The sequence below is a fragment of the Rikenella microfusus DSM 15922 genome, from assembly GCF_000427365.1.
Classification (GTDB): domain Bacteria; phylum Bacteroidota; class Bacteroidia; order Bacteroidales; family Rikenellaceae; genus Rikenella; species Rikenella microfusus.
Genome location: NZ_KE386488.1, coordinates 1554359 through 1577548 on the forward strand (window position 1 = coordinate 1554359; position 23190 = coordinate 1577548).

The following is a 23190-nucleotide window of genomic DNA, read 5'->3' on the forward strand; positions in this document are numbered from 1 at the left end:
CAAACAGTTGATCGGTTAATTGATCAGAATATCTTCCTGAGGATACGTGTACGGTCTGTCCGGCTGCGGTTTGATGACCGCCATCAGGATGCCGATGATCCCGATGCGCCCCACGAACATCAGCACGGCCAGCACCATTTTCGCCGCCGTGCCCAATTCCGGCGTGTGTCCCGACCCCAGCCCCACCGTGCTCAATGCCGATACCGCCTCGAAAGCGAGGTCCGCCGTCCGCTGTCCCGGTTCCAGAAAGGCGAGCAGGGCCACCGCCGCTACCAGGATTCCCGACGAGACCCCGATGACCGCGAAAGCCCTCCGCACCGAACTCGCCGGAATCTCCCGTTTGCGGACATTGATCGCCGAATCGCCCCGGATCGTTCCGGCCACGTTCTTCATCATCAGATAAAACGTCGTTACCTTGATGCCCCCGGCCGTGGACTGCGGCGCGCCGCCGATCCACATCAGCACCGTCGTCAGTACCAGCGTCGCCGGCAGCATCCGCTGCATGTCCACCCCGTTGAATCCGGCAGTCCGGGGCGTCACCGCCGCCAGAAAGCCCTGCGACAGCTTGCCCATGAACGAAAACTCGGCCAGCGAATGGTTCCACTCCGCCACCAGCATGTATCCCCAGGCTCCCGCTATGAGAATCGCCGTGGTTTTCAGGACGATGTAGCTGTTCAGACTCCATTGGCGCGGACGGCGTACCAGAGGCCGGCGGCGGATGAAACGGACGATATTTCCTGCCTTCCGCCCCGCGACGGACAGGAAATTGGAGAAAATCGGAAATCCGATTCCCCCGCAGATCACCAGCCACGAAACGATCGCCGGCACGCCCCAGAGATGCCGTACCGCCGGATCGTACAGATTGCCCGGTAAGGTCGAGAATCCCGCATTGCAGAAAGCCGACACGCTGTGGAACACCGAGAAAAAGAGCGTCCTGCCGCCCGACGCGAATTCCGGCCGACCGTCCACCACCCCGTACAGCAATACCGCCCCCAGCGCCTCGACCGAAAAGGTCACGACGATGATCTTGACGAGCGTCTTTCCCAGTCCGCCCATCTTGTCGCTGCTGAACAGGTCGCCCAGCCGGAGCTGGCTCCGGAGCGAAGTCTGTCCCATGAAAAACAGCCCGAAAAAACTCGTGATCGTCATGATTCCCAGTCCTCCGATCTGTATCAGGATCAGAATCACGACCTGCCCCGTTACGGTGAAAGTTTCCGCCATGTTCACCGTACTCAATCCCGTGACGCACACCGCGCTGGCCGCCGTGAAAAGCGAATCGGCATACGCGAGGCCGCGGTACGTGCAGTTGGGGAGCATCAGCAGTCCCGACCCGATGAAAATAATCAGCAGGAAACTGCCGGCCAGGATGCTGGACGGATTGACCCTTCGCGAAAGGATGCCCGACACGGCCCGTGCCAGTTCGAGGAACGAGACGATCAGCAGCGTCGCGATAATGAGCCAGGGGGCGCTGACCGTATCCAGGAAAGCGTCCGGAGCCAGCCAGCGGTGACGGAGCGCCAGGTTGAATATGGCGATCAGCGTCAGGGCGGCATACGCTCCGATCAGAATCGTCCGGTTCCGCCGGCCGAGGCGGACATTGCCGTCCGCGGACCTGTCGCCGAGCAGCACCCGCAGGGTCAGGGCCAGCCACATCAGAATCAGCAGTCCCTGGTAACCGGTTTCCAGATACCGCAATGTCAAAGGCGTCTGGGGAAAACCGAACATATAGACCACGCCCAGCGGGGCGGCGATGCTGATCAGCAGGATCAGCACGCCGACCAGTCTGAGCGCCCATTGGTGCAGATGCCGCAGGAAGCGGCCGGCAGGTTGTTTCATATTCGAAGATCGGGTATTTTCCGGAACCGGTGCAGGATAAAACATGCGGCGGGGGCATAGCATATCCGAATTTGCCTGCAATCATGCGTGCGTTTCCCCGTAACTTCCGGTACGCACGCATACCTTCGGCGGGGAAGACGTCCGGCCGGACTTGCCGGTCGGCAACGCTTTATTCAGGCGGCATCGCAGGGGCCGGTAGGGAGACGGTTCCCCGGTTTATCCGCAGGTTGGATTCCCAGACATGCCGGTTCCGTACGTTACAGGCTTGTTTTGCGATCGATAATCGTATGTAATTGAGCGGCTATATACGACCTGATCCTATTATGCACGACTGATTCTCGGTGTATCTCGGTCCATACCCCGGAAACGGCACAGCCGGCAGGGGAGGTGTAAAATCGTATAAATGAATTTCACGCTGCAAATTCCATGCAGAATCGTCCGCAGAGGTACTGCGCCGGTTTCTGCCGACGGTCCCGGGCGTCCGGGCCGGGCCTAAAGCAGCGTTTCCAGCACCCGTACATCCTCCTCTTTCGTGGCCCAGCTGGTCGCCAGACGGATCACGACCCGGCCGTCGTCCCGCCTTTCCCACAGGCTGAAAGTCACCCGACGGCGCAACTCTTCCGCTTTCCGTTCGTCCACCAGCACGAACAGTTGGTTCGTTTGGGGGCTGAAACGGAATTCGTATCCTTTTGCCGTTAAAATCCGGCTCAGGAGCATGGCCATATCGACGGCGTGCCGGGAAATTTTCCAGTACAGGTCGTCCGTGAACAGGGTATCGAATTGGATGCCCAGCAGGCGTCCTTTCGCCAGCAATGCCCCGTGTTGTTTGACGATGGAGAAGAACTGCCGCGCCGGTTCCGGACGCGGGATGACGACGGCTTCCCCGAACAGGGCGCCGACTTTGGTGCCTCCGATGTAAAAGACATCGCACAGCGATGCGATGACCGGCAGCGTTACGTCCGTGCCGTATGCCGCCAATCCGTAGCCGAGCCGTGCTCCGTCCAGGTACAGGGGTATGCCGTATTCCCGGCACACGCCGGCTATCGCCTCCAGTTCCGCACGGGTGTACAGCGTCCCGTATTCGGTGGGGTGGGAAATATAGACCATGCCGGGACGGACCATATGCAGGTAGGTCTCGTCGGCATAGAAATCCCGCAAATAACTCTTCAGCGTATCGGCATACAGTTTGCCGTCGCGGTGCGGCAGCGCCAGCACTTTGTGGCCGCCGGCCTCGATCGCTCCCGCTTCGTGCTGGTTGATATGCGCGGATTCGACGGCCGCCACGCCTTCATGCGGGCGGAGCAGGGCGTCGATGACCGTAGCGTTGGTCTGGGTGCCGCCGACCAGGAAGTGCACCTCCGCGTCGGGACAGCCGCACGCCGTGCGGATCTTGTGCCGCGCCTCTTCGCAATAGGCGTCCGTCGTATAACCCGGAGTCTTTTCCGAGTTGGTCGCCGTCAGGCGTTCCAGGATCGCCGGATGGGCGCCTTCCAGATAGTCGCAATCGAAATACTGCATCGGCTTCCGTCATTCAGATCCGGGAGACGGACGTGTTTCCGTTCTCCTGTTCGTTCCAGATTTCCCAGCTGCGTTCGGCCTGGAGCACCAGCATCTCCAGCCCGCTTTTCACCCACGCCCCCCGGATGCGTCCCTCGCGCAGGAACGCCGTTTCTGCCGGGTTGTAAATCAGGTCGTACAGATAGTGGCCCGTACCGATCGAATCGTAAGGCAGCGGAGCTTTGGCCGCGGTGTCCGGATACATGCCGAGCGGCGTGGTATTGACGATCAGCCGGTGGACGGCCATCATCTCCGGCGTCAATTGCTCGTATCCGATACGCTGCGGGCCGCAGGCCGTGCGCGAGACTTCGACATACCCGATTCCCAGTTTGCGGAGCACGTGGTGTACGGCCTGGGCCGCGCCCCCGGTTCCCAGCACGAGGGCTTTCAGCGATGCGAACGGCTCCTGCCGGGCAGCCAGCATTTTGCGGAGCGACGCTTCGAATCCGTAAATGTCCGTATTGTAACCTTTGTACGAACCGTCCGGCAGCACTTTGACGCAGTTCACCGCCCCGACGGCCTGCGCCTCCGGGTCGATCTCCGACAGCAGGGGCAGTATGTTCCGTTTGTGCGGAATGGTGACGTTGAACCCGAGCAGATCGGCCGGGAGCGCCGTTCGCAGTTGTCCGACGTGTTCCATCGGAAAGTTCTCGTAAACGTATTCGTCCTGCGCTCCCAGCGCGGCGAACTTATCGGCGAAATATCCCGCCGAGAACGAGTGCCCGAGCGGGAAGCCTATCAATCCATACCTTTTCATTTTTTGTCATTCGATAAGGTATCTGTTATTCTTGTGGTAATTATATACTATTTTACACTGCATGATTTTTCGGCTCGCGCCGGACCCTCCGGGTCTTTTGCCCGGGTTTGCACCGCCTCGTGCCGTCCGGCGCCGAGCCGAAACGGGGTTTGTGTAAAGTCGTATATAGTCGCCATTTTTTACACGACGGGGGCGGTTCCGGGGCGCCCGGTTTCGGTCCCGCGCCTTGCGTTACGATGCGAGGCAAGTCCCGGCAAAAGACCCGGAGTCCGGGCGCGGACCGAGTATGCAAACCGTGTCAAACAGGATATAACGGCTTTCGGTCACATGGCGGTATTGCTGAACGTTCGGCATTTATTCCGTTACGGCGGCCTCGTTCCGTTTTCGGTTCAGCACGGCGGCCGCCTTTTCGATTCCCCAGATCAGCAGGAAACCGGCCGCGATGAAGAATATGGCCCATCCGAGCAGTGCCGGCTTGTCGTACAACTGTTCGTACGTGCCGGGCAGGATATTGCGTTCGACCAGCGGTTGAGCTACGCCGTGGCTGTCGGTGTAAGTTTCGAGGGTCTCTTTCCACGGCCATATCTTATTGAGCGATCCGACCATGAAACCGGTCAGCAGGGCTACCGTGGCTCCGTGATATTTGGCCAGTAGCCACGAGAGCAGGTGCGAGAAGCTGATGATGCCGGCTACGGCTCCCACGGCGAACAGCAGCAGCACCGGCAGGTTGAACGTCGATACCGCCCCGATGATATAGGCGTATTTGCCCATCAGCAACAGGATGAAAGCGCCGGAGATACCCGGCAGGATCATGGCGCAGATGGCGACCGCCCCGGACAGGATGATGAACCACCACGCATCGGGGGTCGATGCCGGGCTGAGTACCGTGATCATGTATGCGGCGGCGGCTCCGGCGATCAGGGCGATTACTGTCCCGGCTCCCCATTTTTTCACTTCGCGGGCCACGAGCCATGAAGAGGCGATAATCAGTCCGAAAAAGAACGACCAGACGAAAATCGGATGGGTTTCGAGCAGGTATTTCATCACCTTGGCGAGCGAAAAGATCGAGATGCCGATTCCGGCCAGTACCGAGAAAAGGAAACCGCCGTTGATATGTTTCCAGAATCCTTTCAGGTCCAGCCGCAGCAGTTTCCGTATGGCGGCGAGGTCGAACGAACGGATCGAGCGGAGCAACTCTTCGTAAATGCCCGTAATGAATGCGATCGTACCGCCCGATACGCCGGGGATGACGTCCGCTGCGCCCATGCCGATTCCTTTGAGCACCAGCATCGGGTAGTTTCTCTTTTCTTTCATGGGAGTTTATCTGCTTGTGGGAAAGAAACAAAGATAATGTCTTTATACGAAAAATAACATGGGCATGGGATTCGCATCCTTTCCGTCCGTGCCGCTTTTCACGACCCGATCCGGTCGGATTATCCATCGTCTTATTCGGACCTCAATGCCTTGATCGGATTGGACGAAGCCGTGCGCCAACTATGGATCCCGATGGTCAGGGCGACAATCATCAAAGCGATCAGGCCGGCCAATGCGAAATACCACCAATGCAGTCCGATCCGGTAAGGATAAGCCTGGAGCCAACGATTCATGAAAAAGTAGGCGATCGGGGTCGCAATGACGAAAGCGACCGCGACGTAGCCCAAATAGCTCCGGATAAGCAGCACGACGATCTCCGGCACATCGGAACCGTACACTTTCCTAACGCCTATCTCTTTGCGGCGCTGCGTATTGGAATAAAGGATTAACCCGAACAGCCCGAAACAGGAGATGATGACGGTAAAGATGGAAAATAGTGAAAAAATGACCTGATACTTGGTCTCCGCAATGTATATCATACGCAGTACTTCATCCAGAATCATGATATTCGAAGAACTGTCTGAAGAACCAAACTTTTTGTAGATCTTCTTCAGGTCGTTCATAAGTTGGATCATGTTGTCCATCGAATGTACCCGTACCCTCAGGTTGAGTATCCCATTCGGATAATCGTTGACAACGATGATCTTCAGCGGATCAATGCCGACGAGCAGAGATGTGGAGTTGAAATTTTTGCAGACTCCGCTTACTCCCACTGTTGGAACCGAACCATCCGGATTGATCGAATGCACTTTAGAATTGACTCTTAGTTCCAACGGATCGTCCCCATTCAGTGCATCCATCGCTGCCTCGTTAAACACGACATAACCGTATTCCTGCGGTAAAACGGGTACACGCCCCTTTATCATCTCGATACCGAATGTAGAGAAGAAGGCCGTGTCGGCATACATATATTTAATATATATCGGTTTCTCTTCCCCATAATAGTCTCCTATCATCTTCTCGACCCCATCTTCTTGGTAACCGACTATGTTCGAGGTGATCGAAAAGCACTCCACGTTCGGCAAAGCCCTTATTTCCGACAGAAATGCCTGTTTCTGACGTGTAACGGAAGCATCCATACCCACGCATATCAACTGATCCCGGTCGAAGCCCGTGTCGTGATTGCCCAGATAATTTTTCTGTCCCGTAATAACAAGCGTACAGGCGATCAGGGCAATGGCCGCGGTAAGCTGGAACACGATCAGCACCTTTCGGAACATGACCACGCCGAAACCCGAACGTACCCGGCCGACATAAAGGGCTTTGACTGGATCCACGTTGCTCAGATAGAACGCCGGATAACTGCCCGCCAGGCAACCCACCGCCACGCTGCCCCCGATCAACAGCAGCCATTCCCACCCGTGCGTCATCAGGATCCGAGGGTACGGGACGCCGACAAAAGCGCCGAAAAGCGGAATGACCAGATTATCCACGATAATCGCCAACAGCATGGCGATGAAAGCTATCAAGATGGATTCTGCCAGGAATTGGGCGACCAGCGATCTGCGCGTGGCCCCGTTGACCTTGCGCAATCCGATCTCCCGGGACCTCATCATTCCGCTGGCCGTGGACAAGTTGAAAAAATTGATAATCGCTATCAACAGAATTACACAACCTATCGCGAGCATTGTCATCACTTTCCCGTAGTCTCCTCCCTTAAATTGGCTCCACAGTTGCAACCGGTCGAAATAGACTTCTGTAAACGGATACAGGACAACTTTGTCGACCCCGAAGAACTCCAGGTTCCCGTTACGCCCGACCACATCCTGCATTTTTTGATTCAGGGCATCCACATCGCTGCCTTTGGGAAGTTTGGCGAATATTTCGCACAACCCTGCCTTCCAATACTGGCCAATGGTCGAATTTCCATAATGCTGCGACGGATTGATCCGAAACAGGGCCGAAAACTGGATCGACGAATTGATCGGAATATCAGCAAGTACGGCAGTCACAGCATAAGAAACATTACCGAGCGTTACCATCTGTCCGATTGGATCGGAATCTCCGAAGATGGCTTTGGCCATACTTTCCACCAATACGATCGATTTGAAATCCGGCAACGGATCCTCCGCATTCCCGGCTATAATCGGGAAGGTGAATATCTTGAAGAATTCCGGGTCCACAGACAAATGACCGGATTCCATAACAACCTGCCGGTCCTCATAGGTGAGGACATATCGGGTTTTTACCCGTATTACATTGGTGATCGTCTGTAATTCGGGTACTCCCGCTTTGATTGTCGTGGCGAGCGGATAGGGAGCAGACCAACCGCAGATTTTATATATCTGATTGATATCTTTATGGAATTTATTGGTCGAAAGCTCCCGATAAACATACAATCCGATCAGAACGACTACGGACAAAGCCACTGCAAAACCGAGAATGTTGATGATCGAATGGAATCGGTGTTTGACTATGGATTTCCATCCTGCATGAAGATTCGTAAAAAACATCATGTGATTTAATGTTTTGTTTTTTCAAAAATAATAAAATAACCGTATTTTACATAATGTTAAGCGTAAAATGTTATTTTTTATTTGCAAGATTTCATGCTACATATTACGATTTTGTCGAAACCAGACAATGTCTTCGTCGGTACTGGGGTGTCGCTCGGCATTGGAGGCCGGGATTTTCCGTTTAGAGGGGCATGTAAAAGAGTAAAGCCTATGTACTTACTTAATAATGTTTTGGCATATTGGTAGTTTTTATCGTTGTTTCTCGGCTTGTGCCTCCTCTCCTGACGGTCGGAATCTGTCCGGTACCGAGTGATCGGGGAAATCGTTTCCGAACACATTCGGTATAATTAGAATATATAATCATCATAAGGTTTTTTACAATGTTATTATATGATGATAAGCTATTTTATTGTTTAGGTTTTGTTGTATATTTGAAGTAGGGTTATTTGTTTGGTGCGCTCCACGATATGTTTCAACTTAAAACTGTTTTTAAGTTGGGAAAATTGCTAAAATTTTACTGGCATCGGGCGCATCGCTGATACTGGCGGCAGGGAGCGTGATGACCTACCTGCAAACGCAACGTGCTCTCGAACCCGTTTCCGACCTTAACCTGGCCAATATCGAGGCGTTGGGCATTAGAACCGACGAGATACAGGAGGGGACCAGCGTGTCTTGCACATATACGGGGCATGAAGACGATTATTGCGTATATACGACTGTCACGACCGACGGATCGACTGCGGTCAAAATGATACAATATTGTGTCAATTACTGGTGTTAATCGTTCTGCTTTGCCCATGAAAAATTTTCTTTATCCGGGTATGCTCGTCGTAACGGTTCTTTTCAGCCGATGCGGAAATATTCCGGAATCCGCCGGAACGGATTCCCTCTGGGACGACCGAACCGTAGAAGTGGCGACATCGACCGTGCCGTGCGACGATGAGGCGTTGCTGACCGGGGGTATGGAAATTTCCGGCGACCGGTTCGTCATGTATAACATTTCGCAACCCGATCTGTTCGGCTGTTTCCGATTGCGGAACGACTCGCTGGTTTTTGTCGCGCCGCTTCAAAAACGGGGGAACGGGCCCTATGAGGCACTGATGAGCCAGGCGGTTTTCATGCCCGAATGCGACGGCTTGTTCCTCATCGACCGGCAGACCGGACGGAAAGCTTTTCGGATCGACTCGGCCGATCCGGAAAAATGGTCCGATGTCAAGTCCTGGCGAGCGTTCGAGTTACCCAATAAACCGAATCTCATGTCGATCGTTCCGACCGACTGTTCCGGCGGATTTATTGCCCAGCTTCTCGACGATCGCCGTCACATGTTTTGCACTTTCCGCAGCGGAGACTCGACGGTCGCACCGCTCTCCATACCTTATCCCGAAGTGTCGGAGGGTTGTCCCGACATCAGTCTCGGCATCGCCTGCCGGGGGACTTTGCAAAAGAGGCCCGGAAGTCAGGAATATGTTTTTTCGGCTCAAAATTCACGTTACGTTGTCGTTTTTTCGCTGAAAGAGGGGCAGGCCGCCGATATCCGGCTACTGTACGATACTCCGCCGCAGTTCACTTTGGCTTCCGACGGCATCAATCCCCGGATTTCCGGCGAAACGCTGTCCGGTTTTTATGTTCAGGCCACCCGGAAATACATCTACCTGACGCCCCGCAACCACCGTGATGCCGATACGAAGGCATTGGAACGCAGTCCGGCGTTCGGGACGGCTTACGAAACGTTCGTTTTCGACTGGGAGGGGAATCCCGTCCGGAAAATTTTGGCCGACAAGCCGCTCCAGACCGTTGCATTCACGGACGACGACCGTTTCCTTTACGCAAAGACCGCCGATCCCCAACAATCGGACGAATGTCTTGTCCGAGGACGAATCCTACCGACCGAATAAAAATACAAGTCCCATGAAAACGAAGTCTGTTTTTCTGCTGGCCGCTGCTACGGCGACAAGTAGCTTGGCGTATATCAATTATTCTTTCGCGCAAACGCAAGGATCGGTTTCCGACCTTACCCTGGCCAATATCGAGGCATTGAATTTCTCTATAGACCCGGAACTGATTCCCTCGGCGGGTATCCCCTGTAAACACACCGGAAACCAGGAAGATTGTTGTACATATTACATCCATACTTCTGACGGCACGGTCATTCCCCAACACGATTTCTTTTGTATCAACGATCCCGACTACAGACCATAAAAAAGGTTCCGGTCATATTAGACCGGAACCTTTTTCTTCTTCTCGTCGGTTCTTTACAGCGACCGGATGACCTTCATCATCTGCTCGCCCATACCGATGCGGTAGCCCTGCGACACGAAGACCACCCGCCCGAACGTATCGGCCACGACGAATACCGGCAGGTCGTTCATGTTGTTCAGCTCCAGCGACTGGCCCAGCATCGCCGACACCTCGCCGCTTTTGTCCACCCCGTAGGTAATGGTTTTCGGCAGCTCGCCGAACTCCGATGCATTGAACGCCGCCAGCTGCTCTTCGCTCCCGAACAGGAAGACCAGACCGCGGTTCCACTGCTCCAATTCCGATTTCAGCGCTGCGATGTCGCGCAACGCATGGTTGGTCGGCTCCTTTTTCGCCTCCAGCAGTGCCAGCACGAAATAACCGCGACCCGTGGTCGCCAGGATAGACTGCGGTTCGGACGCTCCCTGCGGCACGAACTTGGCTTCCGGATTCATCGTACCGATCACCTGCACCGCATCGTCGTCTTCACGCATGGTCATATCCAGCGTGGTCTGCTTGCCTGCTTCGACCGTGAAGAATTTGACCTCGCTCAGCACCGTGCCGTTGGCCATGCGCGTGCCGCTCACCAGCATGTAGTCTCCCTCCTCCAATTCGACCGGCCGGGCAAAAATCGCCGACAGCGAGCCTGCCGCGCCCATGTCCGCATCCGGATTGCTCAGCTCGATGGTCGAGTAACGGCCTCCCTTGAGCTTGGCTACCGTGAAATGGCTGTAATATTTCGGATCGTCGTTGTGCTTGCTCGGCGTGTAATTCACCGTCAGTGTGCCGCGCGGCACCCGGGCGGCGGCCAGGGCGGCCAGCTCTCCGTCGAAATCGACGTTTTTCCATGCCTCCGTCCCGCAGGTGGCCGACAGATCGTAGTATTGCAAGCGTCCCGTTACCGGTTCGTAGCGTGCCGGAATCCCCTTGCTGCGGGCCATCGCGATGAAATACCGGTCGCGGCCGGCCTTGTCGCCCATGTTCAGTTTCTGAACGCCCGTCGCCGACATCGGGATACGGCTCGGATTCAGGCTGTCGGCCAGCTGCACGGCTTTCGCTTTGGCAATGATCTCTTCGATGGTCGAAGGCTCCGAAGCCATCGCCGCGCGGTACGGCACCAGCAACTCCGTTCCTACGCGCGGGTTGAGGATATACTCCTTAAAATAGGGTGCTTCTTTATATGGCGCTGCTCCGTTCAGATGGTCGGCCAGCACTGCCGCCGGGGTGTCCTGCAAATCTTTGGTCGAAACCACATCCAGCAGGTCGAACGCCACATCCAGCTGCCCCTGCGCCGCCGCATCGGTCAGGAACTGCGCAATGGCCGCCCAGTTTCCGCGGCTGGTCGAAATGACGTTCCAGACTTTCGTCGTATCTGCCCCGATCTTTTGCGCCAGCGCGAAGGCGTCCGCTTTCGTCATCCACGATGCGACGTAAGCGTTGCGGATCGAGTCCTCCTGAGCCATCCGCATATTGTTCGCCGCCCGTTGTTCCGGGGTTACGCGGTTTTCCGTCTTGCCTTCGGCGGGGGGTACGATGTCCAGATCGACGGAATAGGTTTCGCCTGTCCCGCCGCGACGGTTCAGTACGATCGTCAGCGTGTCCTGTTTGCCGAACGAAAGTTTGCCGTAACCGAAATCGGTGCCGTTCGTCGCCCATACCAGCATGTCGCCCAGACCGGCGGTCATGGTCGTCGTCCCGTTCCGATCCGCTTTCTTACGCACGGCCGGATAAAATTCGGCATAGTTGTAAATGCCGAAATCGAGCTGCGCTTCCGGTACCGGAGCGCCCGCGGTATCTTTCACCGCGATGGTGGCGGTCGCCACGGGGGCGTAGTTGTGCGTGACGTTGATTTCGGTATAGAGCGGTGTCTGGCTGATGACCTCCTCGTCTCCGACATAGTTGCCGAACACTTTGGTATGCATCAGCATCCCGCGTTTGCTGGGGCCGTCGAACCAGCCCATGTCGAGCACCGGCTCCGGTTCGCAGGCTCCGAAATAGTACCATTTGCCGTCGGCCCACGCTTCGACCCAGGCGTGGTTATCGTCCGTGTGCGCCCAGCGCGGGGTGTAGACCTGCCGGGCGGGGATGCCCACGGCCCGCAGCGCGGCCACCGTAAAGGTCGATTCTTCGCCGCACCGCCCCTGGGCGTTCCGCACGCAGGCCGAAGGGGACAGGGTGCGTCCGTCGGAGGGCGTGTAGATCACTTTTTCGTGGCACCAGTGGTTCACTTCGAGAATCGCGTCGGCCATGCTCAACCCTTTTACCCGCTCTTTCAGTTCGTCGTAGAAAGTCACGCGCGAGGTATCGAGATTCTCGTTGTTGATCCGTACCGGCAGCACGTAGTGCAGGAACAGGTCGTTCGGCACGGTTCCGCCCCACGGCATTTCGGCTTCGGCTTTCAGCGAAGCGCGGACATTGCTCAGGTACAGTTCCGTGGGATAGTCGGCCACGTCGCTGACCGGCATGTAGGCGTACAGGAATTGCAATCCCTCTTTTTCCTGCGGCGTGATACCGGCCGGGAGTTCCGGCAGCCAGACCGAACGGGCCTCTACGCCGGCCTCGACGCTTTGGCGTGTCTGCGGGTCCTGTATGAGCTGCCCGCTGCCGCAGGCCGTCAGCAGGGCGGCGGCAAAAACAGTGTAAAGTGTTTTCTTCATGTTATTTTTAAGTGTATTTTGAATGATCGGGGTCGGTAATGCGGATTTATCCTGATTTCGTATGTATGGTTACAAATAAGTTTCCGCGGCAGGCGGGCAGACCGGACGCCTCCCCCACGGGAGTTCCGGTGCCGCTCGGCATTCGAGCCGGGCTGTAATTACCCGAGACCTCCCGGGTGTCCGACCCGAATGAAATATAACCGTAGGATTAAAATACTTTACCCACTCGGCTTTGCGCCCACCCCCGAAGCCGCAAAGCGGCTTGGGCGCAAAAGCCGGCGATTCTGTCGAATCGCATCAATAAAAACCGTACGGTAAAATATCTCTTTTCCCATTCGTTTAGTGGGTAAAGGCTGCCGGCCCGGGAATGTGCGATTTCCCGGGCCGACGGGAGTCGGAAGCGGGGAATCGCATTCCCGGCGACTTTTTTGTCTCCTTTTTTGGTCGCTCAAAAAAGGAGATGCCCCGCCGGCATGAGGCGTCCGAAGAAACCGGTGCCCCCGCGGCACGAGCGGACAAAGAAAAACAAACGCCCGTCGGCGACAGACAATACATTTAATCCTACGGTTATTGTGCATTCGGATCGGACGCCCGGGAGTGACCGCAACTTTCGGCGCGTAAAGCGGCGAATTGCGGGCCTCCCGAGGGGAGGCGTCCGGCCCGCCCGCTGACGCGGAAACTTGTTTTTAACCGTACGATTGATTTTCGCCTTCTTTCGGCCCGATCCCGCCTTTCAGCCCGTGTAAAGTCCTTCTCTTCCGTGCCGAACACCGCAGAACCGGGAGAAATCATGATTCGGTTCCGGATAAAATCGTATCCTAATTATATACTTCGATATACCATTCGTTGTTGTCGATATTTCTTCGGCTCGCGCCCCCCCGACGGCAGGAAGCCGCCCGGCGCTGAGCCGACCGGGGAAGCCTGTATCGTTGGTATATTCTTGGTATATCAGTGTATATAACCGGGAATCGTATATGTTTTATCGAACCGGTTTTGTCCGTCGGACGGAATGTTTTTAGCAGCCGTGTGTGCCTTTCCTGTCCTGTGTGCCGTATCGCCGTCTTCCGCTTTTTCGCCAGATGTCCCGGCCTTGCGTTCGTATCCTGCCGCAGCGGGATCGCCCATACAAAGATAACGCTTTTTCCGAAGGAGCGGTCCGCCGTAGCGTTACGGCGGAAACGGCGGCGGATTCGTATAAAAAGTGACGGAAAGGTTTCCCGGATACAACTTTTTTATATACATTTGGAAAACGATCGGATCATGCCGGCTGTTCGCCGGTCGGGCCGAAACTCTAACCGAACGGCACGCGGACGTGCCACAACTTAACTCAAACCTGTATGAACAATTTTGACTACAACGACCGGGGCGAAACGGATTCGATGGGCGACGAACTGTACTCCGTGCCGGTGAAGGCGGGAAAACGTATCTACTATTTCGATGTAAAAGCCACCCGCGGCGGCGATTATTACGTGACCATCACCGAAAGCCGCAAGAAACAGATGCGGGACGGCGGTTTCACCATCGACAAACATAAAATACACCTTTACAAGGAAGATTTCCAGAAATTCGGCGAAGGGTTCCGCGAAGTGGTCGATTATATCAAACGCGAACGGCCGGAATTTTTCAATGCGGACGGGTCGGCGATCAGTTCGATGGCCGCTTCGTCGGAAAATTCGTCTTACGGCAGCACGACCGTTTCGGAGGACGACTTTTTCAAAGGCTTGTAATAATTCTTTATCCGTAACACGCATGTTTTACGGAAACTGGCCCTATTCCCCGTTATGACGTCCGGCGGCGCGGACGTATTGGTGGCGTTGAGCGGCGGATTGGATTCCGCCGCAGCCGTTTTATTTCTGCGCGAGGCGGGTTACCGTCCTCGCGCGCTTTTTCTGGATATGCTCGACTCGGAGCAGGGTCGCAGGCAGGCCGGTCGGACGGCCGAGACCCTCGGCGTGGAACTGATCGTGGAGCCTTGTGCCGACCGGTTCCGGAAAGAGGTCGTCGGACACGCGTTGGCCGAACATGCGGCGGGCCGTACGCCGTCGCCCTGCTCGCGGTGCAATCCCCGGATCAAATGGAGGTTGCTTGTCGAGGCGGCGGACCGGCTCGGTATCCGTTCCGTCGCCACGGGGCATTACGTGCGTACCGTCGAGCGGAACGGGCATGTCTATTTCCGGCGGGGACGGGATACGGTCAAAGACCAGTCCTATTATCTGTGGGACGTGCCGGAACCGCTGATCCGGCGGGCGGTACTTCCGCTGGGTGACCTCACCAAGGCGGAAGTCCGGCGCATACTGGCGGAGAAATACGGACTGACGGAGCTGGTCCGGCGTCGGGAAAGCATGGGGGGCTGTTTCCTGGAGGGGAAGCGTTACGGTGATTTTTTGAAGGCGAATCTGCCTGCGGGGACGGTGCGGCCGGGGGAGGCGGTCGATCTGCGGGGCGTCGTTATCGGCCGGCACGAGGGCTTCCCGCTCTATACGGCGGGCCAGAAGCGGGGTTTCTCTCTCTTTGAACCGGGTTCCGGAGGTATGGCTGTCGTCTCCGTGGACGCGGCCGGGAATCGGATTGTGGCGGGGCCGGACGAAGCGCTGTATTATCGGCGGATCATTTTGAAAGAATGGCGGGCGACGTGCCCGCAGGAGTTGTTCGACCATGCCGCCGAATTGCAGGTTGCGGTGCGGGGCGTGGGACGGAATCCGGAAGGAGGCTGCCGTCTGACGGTGCTGGACGACGGCCGCCTGGAAGTCTCTTTGCTGCACGACAGGGCGTGGGCGCTGATGCCTGGCCAGCCGACGGTGTTTTATCTGGACGACAGGGTGGTCGGCGGCGGTGTGTCGGACGAGGTGAAGCGGGAGGCGTAGCGTTTATTCGTCTTCGTCGGCAGAGGTCCCGCCGCGTGTCTTTTTCGCGGCTTCGCGGGCGCCTTCGACGACCAGTACGATTTCGCCTTTCGGTTCTTTGTCGGCATACCGTGCGGCCAGTTCGGCGAGTGTCCCGCGTACGGTCTCTTCGAATTTCTTGGATATTTCGCGGCACAGGGCGGCTCTTCGCTCTCCGCCGAACAGTTCGGCGAACTGAGCCAGTGTCTTGCCGGCACGGTGGGGCGATTCGTAAAAGATCATGGTTCTCGGTTCGGCGGCGAGTTGCTGCAACCGGCTCTGGCGTCCTTTTTTTGGGGGTAGGAACCCTTCGAATACGAACCGGTCGCAGGGCAGCCCGCTATCGACCAGGGCGGGAACGAAAGCGGTCGGCCCGGGCAGGGTCTCGACGTCGATCCCGGCGGCGATGGCGTGGCTGACCAACAGGTAGCCGGGATCGGAAATGGCGGGGGTGCCGGCGTCGGATACCAGGGCGACGGTCTGTCCGCCGAGCATCCGCGCGACGATCTGTTCGACTACGCCGTGTTCGTTGAATTTGTGGTACGAGCTCATCGGCTTGCTGATCTCCAAATGCCGGAGCAGGTTGCCGCTGGTGCGGGTGTCTTCGGCGACGATATAGTCGCTCTCGCGGAGTACGCGCACGGCCCGCAGGGTCATGTCTTCCAAATTGCCTACCGGAGTAGGAACCACATATAATTTCGCCACTGCCAGTCTGAATAACGAACGATTTAATTTTCGAATCGGGTTTCGAGCAGATCGATGAACTTGATCGTCGCGGCATTTTCCGGGATCCAGCGATACGTTTCGCCGATATAGACCAACGCCTCCTCCAGCGATCCCATACTATTCAGCTTGGCCGTTTCCGTTTCGAAAAGCGCCGTATTGCCGTGGAACAGCGTGTCGATAATCTCGTGCCGTGCATAGGGACTCACCTCGATGCCGAATATACGCGGCTGTTCCGGCGCTTGTTCGGTCGCATGTCGCGCCTGAGGGAACTCCGTCGGCGGCGGGCACAAGTCGCGTGCCTCGTCGTCCTGTCTCAGATGCGTCTCTTCCGAAAGGCGGCTTTCCCCGCTTGTACCCTTCCCGTCCTCTGCTCCGCCGGTCGTCTCGGCCGTCGCCGGTTTCTCCCCGTCCTCGGCCGTCGCCTGCGCCTGAGAGAATTCCGTCGGCGGCGGACACAAGTCGCGTGCTTCGTCGTCCTGTCTCAGATGCGTCTCTTCCGAGAGGCGGCTCTCTTCCCGGACCGACAGGTCCGCAAAATTACCGTCATCGTCCGCCTTCGTTTCCCGTACCGTACCTCCCGTCGGCGTCTCCGGATCGCAGCATGGTTCGAACGACTCGTCGTCCGGCGCGATTGCACCGTGCGTGTCCGTTCCCCCGCGCGGCTTTCCGTCGGTCGCCGCCATTCCTCTCGCGATCACCTCATGGTCCGAATCGGCGTTCCATTCGACCGGGGAGATCGCCGTCTCGGTTTCCGGTTCGCTGCAAGGCAGATCGAGCAGGCCGGCGTATATTTTCTGCAAACGCCCCAACGCGATTCCCTGTTCGATAGTCGGCATATACCCCATCTCCCGCCATCGGGCGATCTGAGCCAGCGTCTTCCGCAATTCGACCTCCAATTCGTTGTATCCCATAATCTGCTCGCGTTTTATCCGATTCCAAAAATAGTTTTTATTCCCGTATTTTTCATAAACCGTGCCAAGTTTTTTCCATATATGCCCGGCTTTGCGGGCGAAACCGCCGACCGACCGTCTGTTCGCAGAGCGGCGTATAGCCCGAAATATTTTATTTATAATTCTTTACGATTCAGCCGTAAAGGTTCGAATTTCGCAACTTATCTATTACGCTAATTTTAACAAAAATATGCTAACTTTGAGGCCGGCATCGGGCGGATGCCATTAACTTTCATAAGTACAGCTGTTTTCTATTTATCCATGTATTCGAACCATAGCGCACCGAAGATAGGCGTATTCTATGACGGCAATTTTTTGCTGCACGCCTCGAACTATTACAATTATATCCATCCGCAAAGAAGACGGCTCAGTGTCAATGGCCTGCACGATTTTATATGCCAGAGGGTCGCTGAAGAAGAAGGCATCGATCCCAAACGCTGCCGTGTCTGCGAAGCGCACTACTTCCGGGGGCGGCTCAATGCGGCGGACGCGGCCCAGCGGGGCAGCCAGCTTTACCACGACCGCGTGTTCGACGACATCCTGATGTCGGAAGGGGTGCACACCCACTACCTGCCGCTGCGGAACATATACGGCCGCAAGGAAGAACGCGGAACGGACGTGTGGCTCTCGCTCGAAGTGTTCGAAATGGCCCTGCTCGGCAAAATCGACGTCGCCGTGCTGGTAGTGGCCGATACCGATTACGTGCCGTTGGTGCGCAAGCTCATCGCCATGGGCGTGCGCGTGATGCTCATCAGCTGGGAATTCGAGTACACCAACGACGACGGGACGAGAATCGTGACCAAAACCTCCCACGAACTGCTCAGCCTCGCCCACTATCCCGTACCGATGCAGGAGGTGATCGACTGCGGATTGAAACAAAACAACCAGTTGATTCTGAATCTGTTCGTTCAGACTTCCGATTCGAGGCAGGGAATGGAAAACGAGGACCGGAGAGAGGACGAAGACTATACCCGCAGCCGCAGCGACGAGGCGGCCGCCGAACGCACGCCGGGCGCCCGGTACACGAGTCAGATACTGAGCCTGAAGAACGGATACGGTTTCATCAAATATCCGAACAACAACCTCTTTTTCCACAGCCTCGACGTAATCGACGGGGAGTTCGGCGAACTTTCTCCGGGCGACGAGGTGGAATTCTCGATCGACAAGAACGACCAGGGGCAGGATGTCGCCAAGCAGGTAAAACGTCTGGAAGCGGACGATGCCGCACCGAAGAGCGACGACTCGTTCTGGAACAACCTCTGACGCTGCTCCGCAAGGGGACCGGCGACGGAATGCGCCCGCTTGCCGGATACCGTTCACAACGGCAATCCGGCCGGAGAATGAACGACGGGGCGCAGCATAACGACCGGCAGTCTTTCCGATATTACGGGAAGGCTGCCGGTTCCCGATTCCGGCGGACTCCGACGGCAGTTCTGAAAATTACCGGAAATCTGTTATAAATTTAACAAAAACTTGTTTGTATTCCCGAAACTGTTAATTTTGCAAGGACAAGCAGATACGACTTTACGCGAACTTCCATAAACTCCGTTTCGGTTCGGCCCGGGCGGGCTTCCGGCCGTCGGGAAAGGACGGCGCGGGCCGAAAATGATGCCGTGTAAAGCAGTATATGATCGGTGCGGCCGCAAAGATATTGATGCACAGCGGCGAAGCGCCCCCTCGCGGAATTATTAACCAAAACGAGAATAAGCAAATGTTAAAAGGACAACCCAAAGGCCTGTTCGTACTGGCGCTGGCCAACATGGGGGAACGCTTCGGCTACTACACCATGCTGGCCATCTTCGTACTGTATATGCAGGCGAAATTCGGTTACACCTCGGACGCAACGGCCACGACGTTCGGGATATTCCTGAGCATGGTCTATTTCCTGCCGCTGTTCGGCGGTTTGCTGGCCGACAAGGTGCTCGGCTACGGCAAGACCATCATGCTCGGTATCGTGGTGATGTTCGCCGGCTATTTCTGCCTCGCTATCCCGAGCGGCGCCGGTCTCGGCGCCCAGATCGCCATGTTCGGTTCGCTGGCCCTGATCGCCATCGGTACCGGTTGTTTCAAAGGTAACCTCCAGGCGCTGGTCGGCAACCTCTACGACGATCCGAAATACAGCTCCAAACGGGACATCGCTTTCAGCATTTTCTACATGTGCATCAATATCGGTGCTTTCTTCGCGCCCTCCGCGGCCGAAGGGGTATCGAACTACTTCCTCGGCAAAGACGGTTTCACTTATAATGCCGACATCCCCTCCCTCGCACACCAGCTCCAGAACGGCAACATTTCGTCCGAAGCGATGGCCAAATTCACCGATATGGCCGCCCAGCAGGGGTATACCGGCACCGACTTGGCGCAATTCGGCCAAAATTATATCGACAGCCTCAGCCAGTCATACAACTACGGTTTCGGCGTGGCCTGCCTCTCGCTGATCGTCTCGATGCTCATCTTCATCGGGTTCCGCAAATACTATAAGGCTGCCGATAAGACTGAAAAACAGAAACAGGCCGAACATAACCCGAACGTGGTGGAACTCACCCCGCAACAGGTCAAAGACCGGCTGGTGGCGCTTGGCCTCGTTTTCGCCGTGGTGATCTTCTTCTGGATGTCGTTCCACCAGAACGGTCTGACGATGACCTTCTTCGCCCGCGACTATACCCAGACCTCGGTCGGCGGCATCGACCGCTTCGGGTTCTCGCTGCTGACCATGATTCCGTTCATTGTGGCTTTCTACGGTCTGCTGAGCCTGTTTCAATCGAAAAACGGCAAAGGACGTTTCGGGGGATTCGTCGTCATGGCGGTCGGTGCCGTATGCGCCTGGTGGGCCTATACCGCCCTGCCTCAGCCGATGAACATCACGCCGCAGATTTTCCAACAGTTCAACCCCTTCTTTATCATTATCCTTACGCCGGTGACCGTCGGCCTCTTCTCGTGGCTTCAGAAACGGAACAGCGAACCGAGCGCGCCGCGCAAGATCGGTATCGGGATGATTATCGCCGCTCTGGGTTTCATTCTGTTGGCTTTCGCTTCGACCGGTCTGCCCACCCCGAGCGCTCTCGAAAGCATGGGCGGTCTGGACGAAGCCTCGCGCGTGTCGCCCAACTGGTTGATCTCGACCTACTTCGTGCTGACCATCGCCGAACTGTTCCTCAGCCCGATGGGAATCTCGTTCGTATCGAAAGTGGCGCCCCCGAAATATAAGGGGCTGGCCCAGGGCGGATGGCTCGCGGCCACGGCCGTGGGCAACTACCTGGTGGCTATCATCGGTTACCTGTGGGGCGGTATGTCGCTTTGGATGCTGTGGGGCATTCTGGTGGTTTGCTGCGCCGTATCGGCCATCTTCCTGTTCAGCGTGATGAAAAAGCTGGAACGGACGACCAAAGACGCTTAATCTCAATCCCATCGTGTTCCGTTTTACGGAAATGCAGTCCGGACGGAACGATTTTTGATTATCGGCCGGAGAAGACGAAAGCTTCTCCGGCTTTTTCTTTATATTTGCCGGACCCACACGATTTCACATTCCGGATCGGCTCATGAAAAAGATATTCCTGTTTCTGGTATTCGCTTTCGCAGTCTCCGTAGCTGCGGCACAGGTCAAAGGTTTCGGTTTCGGCCCCCGCGCGGGGGTCAATCTCGCCGATTATATGAACAGTCCGGGGAGTGCCCGCACGGGCGTCTATGCCGGCGCTTTCGCCGATTATAACATCACCCACCGCTGGGGCATCGAAACGGGGGTCTATTATTCGCAGCTCGGTTCGACGAATAATGTCGAGGTCGGTTATGCTTCCCAAACGATCCACCGCATGGAGTACCTTTCGGTACCGTTGGTCGGAAAGTTCAATTTTCTCGGCGGTTTCCGGGTCATAGCGGGGGTCGAGGGATTGTTCAACCTTTCGGCGGAACGCAAGGAGAAAAACGGAGGTCCGACGACTCGGATGGAAAACGTTCGTTCGTCAAACATCGCTTTCACGATCGGCGCGGGCTACCTGCTCCGCTGCGGGCTGGATCTTACGGCTTCGTATTCGAAAGGGTTTCACAGTGCGATCATGCACAGCGGAGAAACTACCTGTCCGACCTATTTCCGCGTAGCGGTCGGCTGGCGTTTTATCGGTACTAATAAATAAACCGATCTTTTATTCCATAATCTGTCCTTAGGCATTGCAGGAAAGTTGCGCTCTTCGGGGTATCCCGAAGAGTGTCGGCCCGCAGTCGCCCGGTGCGGAGGGCCGCTCTGCCCGCTTGCGCTCGCTCGCGTCCTCCGCCGGCTACGGACCGACAATATCCGGACTACGCAAAAGGGATGATCCCGAATAATAGTGGAAGTATTACGACTTTACCCAAAGTCGGGTAATGATCTCCCCACACGGCTCTGTACCCAAGCGGTTTTACCGTTTCGGGGGCACGGGTTGGCACCGCCTCATACGTCCGGCGCCGAACCGAAACCGGGTTATTGAGAAGTTTGCGTAAAATATAACCGACTAATATGTTTATATCTGAAGCCCTCTATCCCAATAGCACAAAAGAGTTCGCTATGCAAAAGAATCGCGGGATCTGAGGCATACACCGTTGCTTAAATGTTTGGTTTCGCCTCCCTCCTAACGTCTCGGCTCTTTGGTGCTGTCTTTGAAAAGAAAGAACGGCTGCCTCAAACCCTAAGAACAGATTACGGAATAAAAGATGGATTTATTGGGCGACGAAGACGTAAGTGATAGTGCCTCGTTGCCGGTCGGGCGCGCCTGCGTCCGCATTGAACGTAGAAGCCCGGGCCGCCTGTACCGCCCGTTCCGCGATACAATCCCCCGGCGAAGCCTTTTCGACCTCCGCTCCCGTCACCTCCCCGTTCCGGTTCACCGTGATCCCGACGATCACCGTTCCCCCCTCGCGGCACTGATAGGCCGGCACATGCAGGTAAGTCGCCGTGCGTCCCGCCAGATCGTAAGAGACCGTAACATTGCCCTGTACTTTGACCGTCTGCCGTTGTGAAGAACTGCTTTTGGAGGCGGAAGAGGTCGATTTCGGCATTTTGCGACGTTTCGACATCTCCGCGATTTCGTCCATGCCCGAACGGAAAGCCTGTTGTCCCGCCGCCAGCTCCTGCTGTACCCGTTCAGCTTCCGCCAACAGTTTGTCCGCCTGTGTTCCCCGGTCGTCTTTCAGCGAAGCGTCCATTTTGGCGTTCAGGTCCGACGTCCGGTTCATGACCTGTTCGTAATGTCCCGGATCGATCTCCTCGATCGGTTTTTGCGGCGCCTCTTCCGGTTTCGGCGGTTCCGGCTCCTCCGGATTCACCAAGTCTACGTACATCGTCGTCGTGGGATTTTCGTACACTACGATTTTGTACGAAACGAAAAGAATAGCCGCGATCAGGTAAAGCACCACCGTCACCAGCAATCCCACCCGGTGGCGGTACACCCAGTCGCCCGCATCGCCCCGTTGTTTGCGCCTGTCGAACGGCAGGACGATTCTGTCGGGACGTTCCGTTCCCGCCGCGCGGGGCGGCACGGAAAGCCCCGCGGACTCCCTAACCCTCCGGGGTCGGGCGGGAGCGGCCGTTTCCCGCCCTTGCGGAATGTGGCGTTTCCCGCCCATATGGACCAGGCGGCGTCCCGAACCCGCTTCGGGCCTGCGTTTATTTCCGGGTGTTGTCATCCGTGGGCAAAGTTAATAATTTTTCGGTTCCGTCCGGACGGGATAATGCCTGCCGGGGTTACGTTCCCGGAAGACCTGAAAACCGAAAGTCCCGTGTCGTTGTCCGTA

General features: G+C 56.4%; 17 protein-coding genes. 8 read left to right on the forward strand and 9 right to left on the reverse strand.

Annotation, left to right across the window (positions count from 1 at the left end):
- Positions 1-15: 15 nt before the first annotated feature.
- The 5 genes from RIKMI_RS0107560 to RIKMI_RS0107580 all read right to left on the reverse strand — a co-directional run bounded on the left by RIKMI_RS0107560 (position 16) and on the right by RIKMI_RS0107580 (position 7980).
- Entirely contained in the window at positions 16-1836 is a 1821-nt protein-coding gene (locus RIKMI_RS0107560) for a TrkH family potassium uptake protein (RefSeq protein ID WP_037292345.1), read from the reverse strand.
- 492 nt (positions 1837-2328) lie between these two features.
- A complete protein-coding gene (locus RIKMI_RS0107565; protein WP_027291113.1) occupies positions 2329-3354 on the reverse strand; it encodes a threonine aldolase family protein in 1026 nt (341 codons plus the stop codon).
- A 13-nt stretch (positions 3355-3367) separates the two neighbouring features.
- On the reverse strand, positions 3368-4150 hold the full coding sequence (locus tag RIKMI_RS0107570) for a shikimate dehydrogenase family protein (protein ID WP_027291114.1): 783 nt from the start codon (positions 4148-4150) through the stop codon (positions 3368-3370).
- A 354-nt stretch (positions 4151-4504) separates the two neighbouring features.
- Complete coding sequence (locus tag RIKMI_RS0107575) at positions 4505-5464, reverse strand: polyprenyl-phosphate transporter (RefSeq protein WP_027291115.1); 960 nt, start codon at positions 5462-5464, stop codon at positions 4505-4507.
- Positions 5465-5595: 131 nt separating this feature from the next.
- Positions 5596-7980, reverse strand: coding sequence for an FtsX-like permease family protein (locus RIKMI_RS0107580; protein WP_027291116.1), 2385 nt, complete (start codon positions 7978-7980; stop codon positions 5596-5598).
- 559 nt (positions 7981-8539) lie between these two features.
- Between RIKMI_RS0107580 and RIKMI_RS13410 the strand changes: the two genes are divergently transcribed.
- Genes RIKMI_RS13410 through RIKMI_RS0107590 form a run of 3 tightly spaced genes read left to right on the forward strand, consistent with a single transcriptional unit; the run spans position 8540 to position 10179 of the window.
- Positions 8540-8761: a hypothetical protein gene (locus RIKMI_RS13410; protein ID WP_037291697.1), complete on the forward strand. Its 222-nt coding sequence runs from the start codon at positions 8540-8542 to the stop codon at positions 8759-8761.
- 16 nt (positions 8762-8777) lie between these two features.
- Positions 8778-9875, forward strand: a complete 1098-nt coding sequence (locus RIKMI_RS0107585) for a BF3164 family lipoprotein (RefSeq protein WP_027291117.1) — start codon at positions 8778-8780, stop codon at positions 9873-9875.
- Positions 9876-9888: 13 nt separating this feature from the next.
- Positions 9889-10179, forward strand: a complete 291-nt coding sequence (locus RIKMI_RS0107590; RefSeq protein ID WP_027291118.1) for a hypothetical protein — start codon at positions 9889-9891, stop codon at positions 10177-10179.
- A 53-nt stretch (positions 10180-10232) separates the two neighbouring features.
- Here RIKMI_RS0107590 and RIKMI_RS0107595 read toward each other — a convergent pair whose 3' ends face one another.
- Positions 10233-12872 (reverse strand): transglutaminase-like domain-containing protein, encoded by a 2640-nt coding sequence (locus RIKMI_RS0107595; RefSeq protein WP_027291119.1) that lies wholly within the window; start codon positions 12870-12872, stop codon positions 10233-10235.
- Positions 12873-14209: 1337 nt separating this feature from the next.
- Between RIKMI_RS0107595 and RIKMI_RS0107605 the strand changes: the two genes are divergently transcribed.
- Positions 14210-14599, forward strand: coding sequence for a DUF3276 family protein (locus RIKMI_RS0107605; RefSeq protein ID WP_027291120.1), 390 nt, complete (start codon positions 14210-14212; stop codon positions 14597-14599).
- Between the two features lie 54 nt (positions 14600-14653).
- Positions 14654-15736 carry an MnmA/TRMU family protein gene (locus RIKMI_RS0107610; protein WP_037291699.1) on the forward strand — a complete coding sequence of 361 codons (1083 nt, stop codon included), beginning with the start codon at positions 14654-14656 and terminating at the stop codon, positions 15734-15736.
- Positions 15737-15739: 3 nt separating this feature from the next.
- On the opposite strand, the gene rsmI is transcribed toward RIKMI_RS0107610, so the two are convergent.
- Positions 15740-16459: a 16S rRNA (cytidine(1402)-2'-O)-methyltransferase gene (gene rsmI, locus RIKMI_RS0107615; RefSeq protein WP_027291122.1), complete on the reverse strand. Its 720-nt coding sequence runs from the start codon at positions 16457-16459 to the stop codon at positions 15740-15742.
- A gap of 23 nt (positions 16460-16482) precedes the next feature.
- On the reverse strand, positions 16483-17391 hold the full coding sequence (locus RIKMI_RS0107620; protein WP_027291123.1) for a hypothetical protein: 909 nt from the start codon (positions 17389-17391) through the stop codon (positions 16483-16485).
- Positions 17392-17691: 300 nt separating this feature from the next.
- Here RIKMI_RS0107620 and RIKMI_RS0107625 point away from each other — a divergent pair, with 300 nt between their 5' ends.
- The 3 genes from RIKMI_RS0107625 to RIKMI_RS14325 all read left to right on the forward strand — a co-directional run bounded on the left by RIKMI_RS0107625 (position 17692) and on the right by RIKMI_RS14325 (position 21557).
- The gene (locus RIKMI_RS0107625; RefSeq protein WP_027291124.1) at positions 17692-18693 is read left to right on the forward strand and encodes an NYN domain-containing protein; all 1002 of its coding nucleotides are present in this window, start codon (positions 17692-17694) and stop codon (positions 18691-18693) included.
- A gap of 448 nt (positions 18694-19141) precedes the next feature.
- Positions 19142-20824 (forward strand): peptide MFS transporter, encoded by a 1683-nt coding sequence (locus RIKMI_RS0107635; protein WP_027291125.1) that lies wholly within the window; start codon positions 19142-19144, stop codon positions 20822-20824.
- Positions 20825-20966: 142 nt separating this feature from the next.
- The gene (locus RIKMI_RS14325) at positions 20967-21557 is read left to right on the forward strand and encodes a porin family protein (RefSeq protein ID WP_051214418.1); all 591 of its coding nucleotides are present in this window, start codon (positions 20967-20969) and stop codon (positions 21555-21557) included.
- A gap of 559 nt (positions 21558-22116) precedes the next feature.
- On the opposite strand, the gene RIKMI_RS0107645 is transcribed toward RIKMI_RS14325, so the two are convergent.
- Positions 22117-23082, reverse strand: a complete 966-nt coding sequence (locus RIKMI_RS0107645; RefSeq protein ID WP_051214419.1) for an energy transducer TonB family protein — start codon at positions 23080-23082, stop codon at positions 22117-22119.
- Positions 23083-23190 lie beyond the last annotated feature (108 nt).